A 15,449-nucleotide genomic window follows, 5' to 3' on the forward strand; every position below is an offset into this window, starting at 1 on the left:
AAGGGGGATAAAATAATGGCAAAAGCATTAGTTATCGGCGCAGGTGGCGTCGCAGGGGTTACTGTACACAAGATCGTACAAAATCATGAGGTATTTGAGGAATTATGTATTGCTTCACGTACAGTATCAAAATGTGAGGCATTAAAAACTGAATTAGACGGTAAAGGAACTGTGATTACTACCGCACAAGTCGATGCCGATAATGTAGAAGAATTAATCACACTGATTGAAAATGTACAACCAGATATCGTGATCAATCTAGCATTGCCTTATCAAGATTTAACGATTATGGATGCTTGTTTAGCGACTAAAACGCATTACTTGGATACCGCAAACTATGAACCAGAAGATACTGCAAAATTTGAATATAAATGGCAATGGGAATACCGTGAGAAATTTGAAAAAGCAGGTATCACAGCCATTTTAGGTTCTGGATTTGATCCTGGTGTTACAGGAGTATTTTCAGCTTATGCACAAAAACATTACTTTGACGAAATCAATTATATCGACATTCTAGATTGTAATGCTGGTGATCATGGCTATCCATTTGCAACGAACTTCAATCCTGAAATCAATATTCGTGAAGTTTCAGCTAACGGAAGTTACTGGGAAGAAGGACAATGGGTCGAAACGAAACCAATGGAAATCAAAAAAGTATATGATTTTCCCGAAGTGGGACCAAAAGACATGTATCTTTTGCATCACGAGGAGTTAGAATCGTTAGCATTAAATATTAAAGGAATCAAACGAATTCGTTTCTTTATGACATTTGGTGAGAGTTATTTGACTCATTTGCGTAGCTTAGAAAATGTTGGCATGACATCGATCGAACCGATTTTATATGAAGGCAAAGAAATCATTCCGCTACAATTTTTAAAAGCTGTTTTACCCGATCCAGCATCGTTAGGACCACGTACGAAAGGAAAAACCAATATTGGCTGTATCTATCGTGGGAAAAAAGATGGTAAAGAAGTCAATTATTATGTCTATAATGTCTGTGATCATGAAGAATGTTATCGCGAAGTCGGTTCACAAGCTGTTTCTTATACTACGGGTGTTCCAGCAATGATCGGTGCGATGTTAGTGGTTCAAGGCTTATGGCAAAAACCTGGTGTCTTTAATGTTGAAGAAATGGATCCAGATCCATTTATGGAAGCCTTAAATGTATGGGGACTACCTTGGAAAGAAGATTTTGCGCCTGTTTTGGTGAGTGAATAATGACGATTTCTTGGCCGATAGAAGCTGTTCCGACACCTAGTTTTGTGGTCGAAGAGCAACTTTTACGAAAAAATCTTGAACAGTTACGTCAAATTAAAAATGCGACTGGATGTAAAATTTTATTAGCTCAGAAAGCCTTCTCAATGTATGCGTACTATCCTTTGATGGCTGAATATTTAGATGGGACGACAGCTAGTGGTATCTATGAAGCACGTTTAGGTAGTGAAGAATTTGGCAAAGAAACACATGTCTATTCCCCAGCTTTTCGCGCTGATGAAATAACGGAACTACTAGATGTTGCCGATCATTTTGTCTTTAACTCATTAACACAGTGGAACACTTATAAAGATGAAGTATTAAAAGCAGACAAGATTTGTGGATTAAGAATAAATCCACAAATCTCTACCCAAGATGGCTCCGATATCTATGATCCTTGTGCTCCGGGCTCGCGCTTAGGAATCACTCTTGAAGCGTTAAAAACAGCAGATCTTAGAGGGATCAGTGGTCTGCATTTTCACACGTTATGTGAACAAGATGCAGATGCATTAGCGATTACATTAGCAAAAGTTGAAGCTGATTTTGGAGAGTACTTGCACCAAATGGACTGGATTAATTTTGGTGGAGGACATCACATTACCCGTCCTGGTTATGATACGAAATTACTATGTCAGCTGATCACCCATATCAAAGACACCTATCATGTACAGGTATATTTGGAACCAGGTGAAGCGGTAGCGTTGAATGCGGGCTATCTAGTTGCCTCGGTTTTGGATATCACTACAAATAGGAGTATTCAAAATGCGATTTTAGATACTTCAGCAACTTGCCATATGCCAGATGTCTTAGAAATGCCATACCGTCCACATGTACTAGGTAGTTCTCTACCTAATGAAGCGTCTTATACGTATCGTTTTGGCGGTCCAACTTGTTTAGCAGGTGATATTATCGGTGATTATGCCTTTGATCAGCCATTAAAAATTGGCGATCGTGTCGTTTTTTGTGATATGGCGATTTATTCAATGGTTAAAACCAATACATTCAATGGAATGCCGTTAGCTTCTTTATATACTTGCAATCTGAAAAATCACTTAACTTGTATCAAAACGTTTAGCTATGACGAATTTAAACGTCGCCTGTCTTGAACTTTTAAGGAGGAATAAAAAATAAATATTGGTGCATGTAGTATGGCGCTCTTTGAAGAAGAACGAACATACAAACAGTTGATCAAACTTCATGAACAACAAAAAATCGCAGTCTTAGTTGTTCATTGGCCGAAGGAATGTTATCAAGCACTCGAAAAATATCGACAAGAAAGCACATCGCGTCAGTTATTTTTGATAAAAAGTATTCAGTATTTAGAAATGTATTTTCAGTACATATTGAGCTTACTCTCATCAGAAGCGAAAAAAATATTTACTGAGAAGGTCACGATGCTAGAATACTCGTCAAGTGATACTGAAGATTTGGTCGAACAACTTGAATATGTTTTTGGACCATTTTTATTGCGATTGCTTTTTCCTCAACACATGGCCGTTACTCTAGAAAAGGACGGCGAAGCTAGATTTTTAAAGCGGAAGGAAGTATCGGTTGAACTATTTGACATAGTGCAAAAATCAAAACAAGACCAACTACTATTATTAACTAAACATAATTTACATCAACTATCTAAAATAGGAAATCAGTCTGTTGAATTCGCTTTGATGAAGCAACTTGAAGCAGGTTTAAAGCTAAAATGTAGTTGCTACAAGGTAAGTGTGGTCATACCTGTGTTGATTGAAAAGTATCAATTGAATCGTTTCCTAGACGATCGTCTAGACATGCTGACTATTCTAGAAAAATACGGGATTGCTTATCGGATTCATTCAAGTAGTGTTGACGCATGTCTGTTTCATTTAGAACAACATGAAAAAATTGATGAAGCTTTAACTGAAATTAAACGAACAGTCGACGTAGAAAACATTCAACTAGGTTCAAAACTATTGGTCATTGATCGTGCAAAACGTAGTGATAATGGAACTCAAAAAAGCATCGCTAGCTACAGTTGGCAAAGAAAATTATTTTTTAATACGATTTAAAAAGTGTAGTTGCTTACTTAAATAAGCAACTACACTTTTTATGTTTCACGTGAAACATTAGAAAATCACTTAAGCTTTATTGAAAAAAGAGGAGAAGTATTGTAAGGGAACACAATTTACGTTAAACTTAGTTTTAGTCTGTGAAACAGTATTATTGTTTCACAAATAAGTAACTATGATATGTGGAGTATCGGAATCAAGAGAGGATTAATTATGTTACCTGAAGAATTTAAACAGGCACTGGCTAAAAAAAATATCCATTTGTCAGACACTCAAATGAATCAATTTGTACGTTATTTTGAATTACTAGTAGAATGGAACGAAAAAATCAACTTAACAGCAATCACTGAAGAAAAAGAAGTTTACTTAAAGCATTTTTATGATTCGATATTGTTAGCTTTTTCGATCGAGTTTGATCCTAAGGCACAATTATGTGATGTAGGATCTGGTGCGGGATTTCCAAGTATTCCGTTAAAAATCGTATTTCCAGAATTACAAGTTACTATTGTAGATTCATTAAATAAACGTATTAATTTTTTACAGACATTGGTAGATGAATTAAAGCTAACACAAGTATCATTGTTTCATGATCGTGCTGAAACTTTTGGTCAAAATAAACAATTTAGAGAACAATTCGATTATGTGACTGCAAGAGCAGTTGCGCGTTTGAACGTATTAGTTGAGCTATGTTTGCCACTAGTTAAAAAAGGTGGGATTTTTTGTGCACTAAAAGCTGCTAAGGCTGAAGAAGAACTACTTGAAGCTAAACCAGCTATTGCCATTTTGGGTGGTAAATACCGTGAAGATGTTGAAATGGTTTTACCTGAAAGTGGGGATAGTCGACACTTTTTAATAATCGAAAAACGAAAAGAAACACCAAAAAAATATCCAAGAAAACCTGGTACGCCGAATAAACAACCAATTAAGTAAGGGGGTCAGTTTCGTGGCAAGAATCATTTCAGTAGCAAATCAAAAAGGTGGCGTAGGGAAAACAACCACTACAGTAAATCTAGGTTCTAGTTTAGCTTATATGGGCCAAAAGGTATTGTTAGTTGATATGGATGCACAAGGAAATGCAACTAGCGGTTTAGGAGTACGTAAGCCAGATGTCGAACAAGATATCTATGACGTTTTGGTAAATGAAGTACCGATCGTAGATGCTATTCTACCAAGTTCACGTGAGAATCTTGATATCGTTCCGGCAACATTACAATTAGCTGGAGCCGAGATCGAACTAACGTCAATGATGGCTAGAGAATCAAGATTAAAAGGCGCACTTAGCGAATTAGAAAATCATTACGATTTTATTTTGATTGATTGTCCACCATCACTAGGACACTTAACCATCAATGCATTTACAGCTAGCGATTCGATTTTGATACCAGTCCAATGCGAGTATTATGCTTTAGAAGGACTAAGCCAATTGCTCAATACCGTGCGCTTAGTCCAAAAACATTTCAATCCAACGCTAGAAATCGAAGGTGTTCTTTTAACGATGTATGATGCCCGCACAAATTTAGGGGCAGAAGTCGTGGAAGAGGTCCGTCGTTATTTCCAAGAAAAAGTATATGAAACGATTATTCCACGTAATATTCGATTATCTGAAGCACCTAGTCATGGCTTATCGATTGTTGATTACGATATTCGTTCTAAAGGAGCAGAAGTTTATCAAGAATTAGCGAAGGAAGTGTTAGCAAGTGAAAAATAAGGGAAAAGGACTTGGTAAAGGGATCGATGCGCTATTTCAAGATATGGCAAGCATCGAAGAAGTCGATATGAAAAAAGATGAAGTCTTATCTTTGCCATTAAATGAATTGCGGCCTAACCCTTATCAACCGCGTAAAACATTTGACGAAGCTTCTTTACAAGAATTAGCACATTCTATCGAGCAATCAGGTGTATTCCAGCCAATCATCGTTCGTCGATCCGCAATTAAAGGATACGAAATCATTGCGGGAGAACGTCGCTTTAGAGCTTCAAAATTAGCGAAAAAAGAAACGGTTCCAGCAATCGTTAGAGATTTTGACGAAGAAGCAATGATGCAAGTTGCCGTATTGGAAAACTTGCAACGTGAAGATCTAAATCCCTTGGAAGAAGCTGAAGCGTATGATATGTTGATGAAAAACCTGAAGCTGACCCAAGCAGAAGTTGCGATCCGCTTAGGAAAAAGCCGTCCTTATATTGCCAACTATCTTCGATTATTGACTTTGCCTAAATTGGTTAAAGAAATGGTGCAAGATGAACGACTATCCATGGGACAAGCTCGAACTCTCCTTGGTTTGAAAAAGAAAGACCAGATGTTAAAATTAGCGAATCGTTGTATCAAAGAAAATTTAACTGTTCGTCAATTGGAACAAATCGTTTCGGATATGAATGAAGACGGACAAAAGAAAAAAATGCCAAGTATGATCAAAGAAAAACCTTATTACTTAAGGGAGAGTGAAGATCGTCTAATGGATAAATTTGGTACAAGCGTTCAAATTAAAGAAAAAGCAGGTAAAGGGAAAATCGAGATCGAGTATTTATCACAAAGCGACCTAACTCGAATCTTAGATTTACTTGAAATTCAATTTGATGACTAAAACGAGCAGGAGGAATGGATATGTACGATCTTCATGACATTGTGATGATGAAAAAACCTCATGCATGTCAGACCAATCGTTGGGAAATTATTCGTATGGGTGCTGATATCAAGATCAAATGTATGCATTGTGGTCATATCGTAATGATGCCACGACGTGAATTTGATAAAAAGATGAAAAAAATACTAGAAAAAACAGAGAAAGAGTGAATCAATTATGGCATTAACAGCAGGAATCGTGGGATTACCAAACGTAGGGAAATCCACTTTATTTAACGCAATTACAAAAGCGGGGGCAGAAGCTGCAAACTATCCATTTGCAACGATCGACCCAAACGTAGGAATGGTTGAAGTACCAGACTGGCGCTTACAACGATTAACTGAATTGGTTAATCCTAAAAAAACAGTTCCAACCACTTTTGAGTTTACAGATATTGCCGGAATTGTACGTGGAGCAAGTAAAGGTGAAGGGTTGGGAAACCAATTTTTGAGTCATATCAGACAAGTAGATGCAATTTGTCACGTTGTACGTTGTTTTGATGACGATAACATCACGCACGTAGAAGGCCGTGTTAATCCACTTGAAGATATTGACACGATCAATCTAGAATTGGTATTAGCAGATTTAGATTCTGTAACAAAGCGTCATGCGCGTGTAGCTAAAATTGCAAAGACTAAAGATAAAGATGCTGTAGCAGAACTAGCAGTTTTAGAAAAAATCAAACCTGTTTTAGAAGAAGGAATTTCGGCTCGTTCGATCGAGTTTACCGAAGAAGAACAAAAAATCGTAAAAGGTCTATTTCTACTGACTACAAAACCAGTGCTTTATGTCGCAAACGTGGCAGAAGAAGATGTTGCGGATACAGAGGGTAATGAGTATGTACAATCTGTTCGTAATTTTGCTACAAGCGAAAACGCGCAAGTAATCGTTGTGAGTGCACGTGCAGAAGAAGAAATTGCGGAACTTGATGAAGAAGACAAAGCTGAATTTTTGGAAGCTTTAGGTATCGAAGAATCTGGATTAGATCAATTGATCCGTACGGCTTATGATCTATTAGGGTTAGCAACTTATTTCACAGCAGGTGAACAAGAAGTACGTGCATGGACATTTAGAAAAGGAATCAAAGCACCACAAGCGGCTGGAATCATTCATACAGACTTTGAACGTGGATTTATTCGTGCTGAGACAGTCTCTTTTGAAGATTTAGACAAATATGGCAACATGCAAGCAGCCAAAGAAGCTGGACGTGTACGTTTGGAAGGAAAAGATTACGTCGTTCAAGATGGTGATGTAATGTTGTTCCGTTTTAACGTTTAAAACTAAAAGGACTACTTTATTAAGATTGGGAGGCAAGGAAATGGAACCAGAAACACTACGCAATTACGTCAGTGAAAATCGCGAATTAGAAACGAAATTAACAAAACGTAATGAACAGTATATTTTTGATTTAAAAAAATCGATGCAAGCTGCAAATCTTTCAGAAGAAGAACAAACAAAAGTATTACATGAAATGTTGCCAGTTATTGTAAAAGAGCAAAAGAGTGGGATCACTGCGCGTCAATTATTTGGAACAGTATCTGAACGTATGGAACAACTTTTGATCGTACCACCGGAAAAACCAAATACCTCTCCTTTGATGATGTGGGTCGATAATACATTGTTGATTTTTGGACTATTTGGTATCGTGACGGGATTGATGAGTTTATTTACAAAACCTGAGCAAAATCAATCGTTTAGTTTTATCACCTTACTTGTTACGGCAGCTGTCGGGGGCTGGGTATTTTATCTATCGTATAAATACATCTATCAGTATGAACAACCAGGAGCTGATCGTAGTAAGCGACCAAAACTGTGGAAAACTGTGTTAGTGTTGATGGCATCGTTTTTTGTATGGTTTGCCTTATTATCAGCAACTCAACTGTTACCAGCACCGTTAAACTTTACACTAAATCCAATCATTACCATTGTAATTGGAGTATTAGCCTTATTGGGACGATACTATTTAAAGAAAAAATACAATATCGTTGGAAGTCTTTCAGTACCACGTGCACCACGTCAAAAATAAAAAAAGAGTCGAATGGATCTCCATTCGATTCTTTTTTTATAAAATCTTATCAGATTTTCGCGAGAACTTAATCTTAGCCAGAATTAATTGACTTCTATCCAAATATTTGATATTTTCATTGATAAAAATAAAAACGAAATTCAAGGAGTGGTTACGAAAATGTCCAACTGGGAAACAAAATTCGCTAAAAAAGGCTTTACGTTCGATGATGTACTATTAATACCTGCAGAAAGTCATGTATTACCAAATGATGTGGATATGAGTGTGCAGCTTGCGAAAAATATTACATTAAACATTCCGATTATGAGTGCCAGTATGGATACTGTAACAGATAGTAAAATGGCGATTGCGATGGCTCGTCAAGGTGGACTTGGTGTGATTCACAAAAATATGAGCGTTGCAACTCAAGCAGACGAAGTTCGTAAAGTAAAACGTTCAGAGAGCGGTGTAATCATCGATCCATTTTTCTTAACACCAGAACATACGATTGCTGAAGCAGAAGAATTGATGGGACGCTACCGTATCAGTGGAGTGCCAATCGTTGAAACTTTAGAAAATCGCCGTTTAGTAGGGATCTTGACGAACCGTGATCTACGTTTTGTAACAGATTATGCGTTAAAAATCGATGAAGTCATGACGAAAGATCAATTGGTGACAGCACCTGTCGGCACTTCGTTAAAAGATGCCGAAAATATTCTTCAAAAACATAAAATCGAAAAATTGCCTTTAGTTGATGAAGCTGGTCGTTTGAGTGGTTTGATTACGATTAAAGATATCGAAAAAGTAATTGAATTTCCAAATGCAGCTAAAGATGAGCACGGGCGTTTACTTGTAGCTGCAGCTGTAGGTGTGACTAGTGACACATTTGAACGTGCCGAAGCTTTATTAGAAGCAGGAGCAGACGCAATTATTATTGATACAGCTCACGGACATAGTGCAGGTGTATTACGTAAGATCACAGAAATCCGTGCTGAATTTCCTGAAGCAACATTGATTGCGGGAAATGTTGCTACCGCTGAAGGCACAAAAGCTTTATACGATGCTGGAGTGGATGTAGTCAAAGTTGGGATCGGGCCTGGTTCGATTTGTACGACTCGCGTAGTTGCTGGTGTGGGTGTACCTCAATTGACGGCGATTTATGATGCTGCTTCAGTTGCACGTGAATACGGCAAGGCCATCATCGCTGACGGTGGAATCAAATATTCTGGTGATATCGTGAAAGCCTTAGCTGCTGGTGGACATGCTGTAATGCTAGGAAGTATGCTAGCAGGTACGGATGAATCACCAGGCGAATTTGAGATCTTCCAAGGTCGTCGTTTTAAAACATACCGTGGTATGGGATCATTAGGTGCGATGGAAAAAGGATCAAGTGACCGTTACTTCCAATCAGGAGTCAATGAAGCAAATAAATTAGTTCCTGAAGGTATTGAAGGCCGTGTTGCATATAAAGGTAGCGTATCTGATATTTTATTCCAAATGATTGGTGGTTTAAAAGCTGGTATGGGATACGTCGGCGCGGGGAACTTGAAACAATTACGTGATGATGCTCAATTTATTCAAATGAGTGGAAATGGTTTGAAAGAATCACATCCTCATGATGTTCAAATTACAAAAGAAGCACCAAACTATTCAGTTCAGTAAATCTAAAAAAAAATCTGCCAAATGGCAGATTTTTTTTTATGAAATGACGCGTTCATCATCTTGGCTAAAGTATTGATGTAAAGGTAGTGCATCATAATCTAAGAGTTGATCGACTGTGACTAACTCGTAACCTTGAGCTTGTAACCAATCAATAAGCTGTGGCAATACAGCAGCCGTACTTGGTTGGATATCGTGCATCAAAATAATTCCGTTATCTACGATTGACGATTGAATTTGCTGTAAAGTTTTAGCAGAATTTTTCGTTTTCCAATCTAATGAATCGATATCCCATTGGATAATCGGACGACCACTAATGTCAGCTACACCTTGATTGACTGCACCATAAGGGGGTCTAACGATAGTAGGCAAGATACCACTAGCTTGAAAAATAGCCTTATCAGTATCTTGGATTTCTTCTTTGATCACATCTTGATTTTGTGTAACTAAATTTAAGTGATGATACGTATGACTACCGATCAAATGGCCTTCATCATGGACTTGTTTAGCAAGTTCAGGATACATCGCCACTTGTTCACCTAGTTGGAAAAATGTTGCATGAACATTTTTGGCCTTCAGTGTAGTCAAGATGCTAGGTGTAGTTGCCGGATTAGGACCATCATCAAATGTTAGTGCAATTTGTTTTTTACCTGTATGTTCATTTTTAGGAAATGTTGCTACGATCGTTGGATCGACGTAAGCTGGATTGATAGCACGCGCAATAGTTTTATAATCAAGGGTTACCTTGTCTTCTTCAACGCCACTATTATCAGGTAACGTAATCGTTAGCTGTGTCGGAGTGTACATCATTTGTGTCTCCCAAGTAAAATCAGGTAGTGCTAAAACTTGATCTAAAATAGCATCTGGATCTTTGGCATTATCTAAAAGTTTTTGTTGGACAGCTAAACGAATGGCAGCTAAATGTGCTTCATCGACTACTAAATTTTGCATTGTAATAGCTTGTTGAGTAGTTGCATCAACATATGTAGGATCAAGCGATTTTTCAGATTTTTTGGTATAAGACTTTGTGTCACTATTCCAAGTATAGTTTGTTAAGACAGTTTTTACTTCACCAACTTGATCGGTAACTGACTGAATATGAGTGGAAGCTAAAGTAAGATCAGCATCCGATTTTTCTTTTTCGATAAACGTATTTGCAAGTTGTTTTACTGAATCCGATAAATTTTTATCCGTGAACAAAATCATCTTTCCTTGGTCATTTTGTTCAAACTGATGATCAGAAAAAGCTGTTGTTTCTAGATTCTTAATGAGTTGTTGTTTTGCATGAAGTTGTTCTTTTGCTATTGTTTCAGCTTGGACTTTATGAACAAAATAGATACTGCTTGGTGTAATCACTCCTAATAAAAGAATAAGTAAGATGACTATAGTCCACTTGCTATAAAGCCATCCTTTTTTGGAGCTAGGTTGCAATGGAACATTTGAATTTGACATGATAAAGAAATCCTTTCTAGAAATAGTAACGAAATAATCGTAACACTTTTGTAACGAAAAAACAAAAAAATAATGGATGATTGAGCAATCTATCCATTATTTTTAAGAAAAGTTTCGATTAAATAGTACGAATGATTAAGCTGGTGTGATTTGAGTCGTTCCACCCATATAAGGAACGAGTACTTCTGGAACAGTCACACTACCATCAGCATTTTGGTAGTTTTCTAAAACAGCAGCAACAGTACGACCGACAGCCAAACCAGAACCATTCAAGGTATGAGCATATTTTATTTTGCCATCTTCATCGCGGTAACGAATCATAGCACGATGAGCTTGAAAATCTTCGCAGTTTGAACAAGAACTGATCTCACGATACATTTCTTGAGCAGGGATCCATACTTCTAAGTCATAAGTTTTAGCAGCTGAAAAGCCCATATCACCAGTCGATAGAGCCATAACACGGTAGGGTAAGCCCAACTTTTGCAATACTTCTTCAGCATTTTGTGTCATTTTTTCTAATTCTTCATATGAATGTTCTGCATCACTGAATTTAACCATCTCTACTTTATTGAATTGATGCAAACGAATCAATCCACGTGTGTCACGGCCAGCACTACCAGCCTCAGAACGAAATGATGGACTTAAAGCAGTAAAGTAAGCTGGTAGATCTTTTGCTTCAAGAATTTCATTATTGTAATAGTTCAATAATGGAACTTCTGCAGTGGGGATCAGTGTCAGATCACTGTTTTCTAATTGGAAAACATCTTCTTTAAATTTAGGAAATTGGCCACTACCGAACATTGAATTTTCATTAACTAAATAAGGAGTGATCATTTCGGTATATCCGTGCTCATAAACATGTAAATCAAGCATAAAGTTATATAAAGCACGCTCTAAACGTGCACCTAATCCTTTGTAATACACAAAACGGCTACCTGAAACTTTCGCTCCACGTTCGAAATCTAAAATACCAAGTGCTTCGGCAATCTCCCAGTGAGGTTTAGGCGTAAATTCAAATTGTTGAGGAGTGCTCCAACGTCTGACTTCAACGTTATCTTCTTCACCTAGACCAACAGGAACACTATCATGCGGAATATTTGGTAAAGTTGTTGCGATTTCTTTTAGTTGTTCATCTAATGAAGTGATTTCTTCATCCAAGGCTTTGATATCTTGCCCAACTTGTTTCATTTGAGCAATTTTATCATCAGCGGCTTGTTTTTCACGTTTCAATTGAGCGATCTCACTAGATACTTTATTACGTAATTTTTTTTGTTCTTCAACTTGAACTAATAAACTACGACGTTTTTCATCTAATGCTACGAATTCATCGATTTTTGCCTCATCAACGCCACGGTTGGCTAATTTTTCTTTGACTTGCTCAACATTTTGACGAATCATTTTAATATTTAACATATTTTGTTCCTCCTATAAATAAGTGATGTTTTTTAACAAAAAAAGCCACTACGCCCTTGCTTGAATAGCTTGGGACGAAGTAGCTGTAAACTCGCGGTACCACCCAAGTTCAGCATTACTGCTGCCCTTGATTCTCGTAACCAGAGAAAAGGATCTTTTTTTCAAAAGATACATTTTGAGTGAACTGGATTCTAAACAAGCGAACTATTGATTTCCACCAACCATCAACTCTCTAAAAATACACTGTTTATACTAGGTTCAATGTTGAAAACATATTTAGTTTGTTATAGCATAGCGGAATTTTCACTATCCGTCAACTTCTCTTTTGCCAAAGGATTGGCTACAAGAGGGAGATGGATAATAAATGAAGTCCATTCAGGATTAGATGTAGCATAGATGTAGCCTCCATGTGATGCTACGATACTTTGTGCGATAGCTAGACCTAAACCAGTTCCACCAGTTTCTTGGGAACGAGATTCTTCAACACGATAAAAACGATCGAATAATAGATCTAGTGAGCGTTTTGGAATCATTTTTCCATTGTTTTTGACTGTAACGACGGCTTCTGTTCCGATTTTTTCGACTTCGATTACGATTTCAGTCGCATTTTTACCATACTTTAGTGCGTTCGTTAGTAAGTTATTAAAGACGCGAACCAATTTTTCAGTATCACCTTCCATCATGAGATGTTCCGGAGTAGCTGACGTTACGATTACAATATTTTTTTTGCTTGCTTCTAATTCAAAATCTGCTGCTAATTGCTCGACTAGTTGTACCATATCAAATGAAATCACATATAAGGGATTCTTTGGTTGTCGAACTTTAGTATATTCAAATAAGTCATCGACTAACGACTTCATCTGTTTGGCTTTTACGTAGGCTGTGTGAGTATATTTTAAGAGCTCTTCTTCGGAATGATACTGACGATCTTCAATCAAGCCAAGATAGCCAATGATCGAGGTCAACGGTGTCCTTATATCATGACTGACATTTGTGATCAGCTCATCTTTTGATTGTTCGATTCTACGTTCATCTTCGATTGCAGCTACAGTACTATCTACTAAGCCATTCACACTTGTGACCACACGATCTAAATCACCATTTAACTCAAAAGGGATACGATGATCATAATTACCCTCTGCAATAAAGTGTAGTTCGCTGATGATATGACGTAGTTGCATTTGGCGATAACGCCTAATTAAACGCCAATATAAAATCAAAAAGTCAACGACTAGAAAAGCTGGGAAAAATAGATAGCGGCTATTCAAAAAAATATCCGACTGAAAATTCTCTGCAAAAACAGAACGTGATTGAAACACCGCATCTTTTAAAGAAGGTGCAGTATTGACTAGGCTTTGCAATACAACCAAAACAGCTACATTCAATAGAAGTAACAATACGATCGTCACGATAGCTTCTGCAAAAAGTTCACTAATTTCTTTTGATGTCAATACGATTCGTCTTCTCATTTGAACGGGTTTATTTTGCATCTATTTTATATCCAACTCCCCATACTGTTTGAATAATTTTTTCGCCGCCAGTCGCTTCTTCGATCTTATCGCGTAGATGGCTTACATGGACCATAACCGTTTTAGCTGAAACCACACTTTCTTGTTTCCAAACGCGTTCAAAAATTTCATCGGCACTAAATACTCGGTTTGGATGTGAAGCAAGTAAGTATAAAATACCAAATTCTAAGGCAGTCAGTTGGATTTCTTTTCCTTCAACCGTTTTGACTTCATGAGAGTCGCGATTAATGATCAAAGAGTTTACTTCTAAAATATCTGGTTGAGAAGAAGGGGCCTGCATTTGACTTCTTCTTAATAAAGACTTCACACGGGCCATAACTTCTAAAGGATTAAACGGTTTTGTGACATAATCATCAGCCCCGGCAACTAGTCCTTTTATTTTATCCATATCTGTTGTTTTAGCAGTTAGCATAATAATTGGGATTTGTGATTCTTTGCGTAGAGCTTTTACAACTTGCATACCATCGACTTCAGGCATCATAATGTCTAAAATTAATAACTCAATATCATTAATTGTACGAACTTTGGATAAAGCATCCCGACCATCGTAAGCTTTAACAGGCTCGTAGCCTTCATTGTGTAGGTAGATACTTAATAGTTCTACGATTTCTTTATCGTCATCTGCCACTAAAATTTTCATAGCATATTTCCTCCATTATATAGTATGTATTTTTTCTTTTAGTGTATCATCAAAATGTAAAATAGAAAAATTTAGACAAAAAATTTAATAGAATATAAGAGAATCAGTCTAGTAATTTATTAGATTTTGGTAAAATCCGAATATTGAATTGAAAATATAAAGATTAATTTGTATAAAAAAGATAAAAAACGTACAAAAAAATATATAATCAAAAAATTGTAAATATTATCACTAGTGTTGATACGGTAGGGTTTTTGATTGACTTTCGTCTAGATACTTGCTATATTATTACTTGTCCTAAGTGAAACGATCCTTTCAATATTTAGAAAAACCGTTTATCTAGTTTTTTCTAAAAAAGAGTTGACGTTTGAATCTCAGGGTGTTATTATAACTGAGTTGTTAAAATACAACTTCTAATAAACGTTGATTTAACAATCAATTAAATAAAAAAAGTTGTTGACAAATAACATTCAAAATGTTATGATAACAAAGTCGTAAAAAACAAGTCTTAACTTGTTTAAAAAACTTTTTAAAAAAAGTGTTGACAATAAATAATCGATATGTTAAGATTTAAAAGTTGCTACAAGCGACAGATTAGACCTTTGAAAACTGAACAAAGCAAGCAAACGAACCAATAGTGTAAGGTGTTTCTATTTAGATAGAAGCAAAACAAAATAGCAAGCAGTAATGCGAGCGAAGTCAATTAAGAGCTTAACGATCGTTGATCGTTTCAAATTTTTTTATGAGAGTTTGATCCTGGCTCAGGACGAACGCTGGCGGCGTGCCTAATACATGCAAGTCGAACGCTTCTTACTTATCGAACTTCGGTTCACCAAG

The 15,449-nt window shown here is 36.8% G+C and carries 14 protein-coding genes, 1 rRNA gene and 1 other annotated feature; of the genes, 11 read left to right on the plus strand and 4 right to left on the minus strand.

Annotation, left to right across the window (positions count from 1 at the left end; translation table 11 throughout):
• Positions 1-15: 15 nt before the first annotated feature.
• The 10 genes from ACWOEC_RS01235 to guaB all read left to right on the plus strand — a co-directional run bounded on the left by ACWOEC_RS01235 (position 16) and on the right by guaB (position 9,581).
• The gene (locus ACWOEC_RS01235; protein ID WP_455305477.1) at positions 16-1,218 is read left to right on the plus strand and encodes a saccharopine dehydrogenase family protein; all 1,203 of its coding nucleotides are present in this window, start codon (positions 16-18) and stop codon (positions 1,216-1,218) included.
• Positions 1,218-2,360: a carboxynorspermidine decarboxylase gene (gene nspC, locus ACWOEC_RS01240; RefSeq protein WP_455305478.1), complete on the plus strand. Its 1,143-nt coding sequence runs from the start codon at positions 1,218-1,220 to the stop codon at positions 2,358-2,360. Before ACWOEC_RS01235 ends, nspC begins: the two co-directional genes overlap by 1 nt.
• Before the next feature lie 42 nt (positions 2,361-2,402).
• Positions 2,403-3,293, plus strand: a complete 891-nt coding sequence (locus tag ACWOEC_RS01245; protein ID WP_455305479.1) for a hypothetical protein — start codon at positions 2,403-2,405, stop codon at positions 3,291-3,293.
• 213 nt (positions 3,294-3,506) lie between these two features.
• Entirely contained in the window at positions 3,507-4,223 is a 717-nt protein-coding gene (rsmG, locus tag ACWOEC_RS01250) for a 16S rRNA (guanine(527)-N(7))-methyltransferase RsmG (protein ID WP_455305480.1), read from the plus strand.
• A gap of 13 nt (positions 4,224-4,236) precedes the next feature.
• On the plus strand, positions 4,237-5,001 hold the full coding sequence (locus ACWOEC_RS01255) for a ParA family protein (protein WP_297077161.1): 765 nt from the start codon (positions 4,237-4,239) through the stop codon (positions 4,999-5,001).
• Positions 5,002-5,044: 43 nt separating this feature from the next.
• A complete protein-coding gene (locus tag ACWOEC_RS01260) occupies positions 5,045-5,875 on the plus strand; it encodes a ParB/RepB/Spo0J family partition protein (protein WP_297077177.1) in 831 nt (276 codons plus the stop codon).
• Positions 5,876-5,895: 20 nt separating this feature from the next.
• Complete coding sequence (locus tag ACWOEC_RS01265) at positions 5,896-6,084, plus strand: DUF951 domain-containing protein (RefSeq protein WP_297077162.1); 189 nt, start codon at positions 5,896-5,898, stop codon at positions 6,082-6,084.
• A gap of 7 nt (positions 6,085-6,091) precedes the next feature.
• Positions 6,092-7,192 (plus strand): redox-regulated ATPase YchF, encoded by a 1,101-nt coding sequence (ychF, locus tag ACWOEC_RS01270; RefSeq protein ID WP_297077163.1) that lies wholly within the window; start codon positions 6,092-6,094, stop codon positions 7,190-7,192.
• 40 nt (positions 7,193-7,232) lie between these two features.
• On the plus strand, positions 7,233-7,940 hold the full coding sequence (locus tag ACWOEC_RS01275) for a DUF1129 domain-containing protein (RefSeq protein WP_455305481.1): 708 nt from the start codon (positions 7,233-7,235) through the stop codon (positions 7,938-7,940).
• Positions 7,941-8,099: 159 nt separating this feature from the next.
• The gene (guaB, locus tag ACWOEC_RS01280; RefSeq protein ID WP_455305482.1) at positions 8,100-9,581 is read left to right on the plus strand and encodes an IMP dehydrogenase; all 1,482 of its coding nucleotides are present in this window, start codon (positions 8,100-8,102) and stop codon (positions 9,579-9,581) included.
• A 36-nt stretch (positions 9,582-9,617) separates the two neighbouring features.
• Here the strand turns inward: guaB and ACWOEC_RS01285 are convergent, their stop codons facing one another.
• From ACWOEC_RS01285 to ACWOEC_RS01300, 4 genes are all read right to left on the minus strand, one after another.
• The gene (locus ACWOEC_RS01285; protein ID WP_455305483.1) at positions 9,618-11,030 is read right to left on the minus strand and encodes a polysaccharide deacetylase family protein; all 1,413 of its coding nucleotides are present in this window, start codon (positions 11,028-11,030) and stop codon (positions 9,618-9,620) included.
• A gap of 135 nt (positions 11,031-11,165) precedes the next feature.
• Entirely contained in the window at positions 11,166-12,443 is a 1,278-nt protein-coding gene (serS, locus tag ACWOEC_RS01290; protein WP_455305484.1) for a serine--tRNA ligase, read from the minus strand.
• A gap of 67 nt (positions 12,444-12,510) precedes the next feature.
• Positions 12,511-12,718, minus strand: a binding site (T-box leader).
• Between the two features lie 9 nt (positions 12,719-12,727).
• The gene (locus ACWOEC_RS01295) at positions 12,728-13,933 is read right to left on the minus strand and encodes a sensor histidine kinase (RefSeq protein WP_297077173.1); all 1,206 of its coding nucleotides are present in this window, start codon (positions 13,931-13,933) and stop codon (positions 12,728-12,730) included.
• The gene (locus ACWOEC_RS01300; RefSeq protein WP_297077175.1) at positions 13,923-14,612 is read right to left on the minus strand and encodes a response regulator transcription factor; all 690 of its coding nucleotides are present in this window, start codon (positions 14,610-14,612) and stop codon (positions 13,923-13,925) included. The genes ACWOEC_RS01295 and ACWOEC_RS01300 overlap by 11 nt, the downstream gene beginning before the upstream one ends.
• Before the next feature lie 738 nt (positions 14,613-15,350).
• Between ACWOEC_RS01300 and ACWOEC_RS01305 the strand changes: the two genes are divergently transcribed.
• A 16S ribosomal RNA gene (locus ACWOEC_RS01305) occupies positions 15,351-15,449 on the plus strand; the annotation flags it as partial.

This window comes from Enterococcus bulliens, from assembly GCF_053761865.1.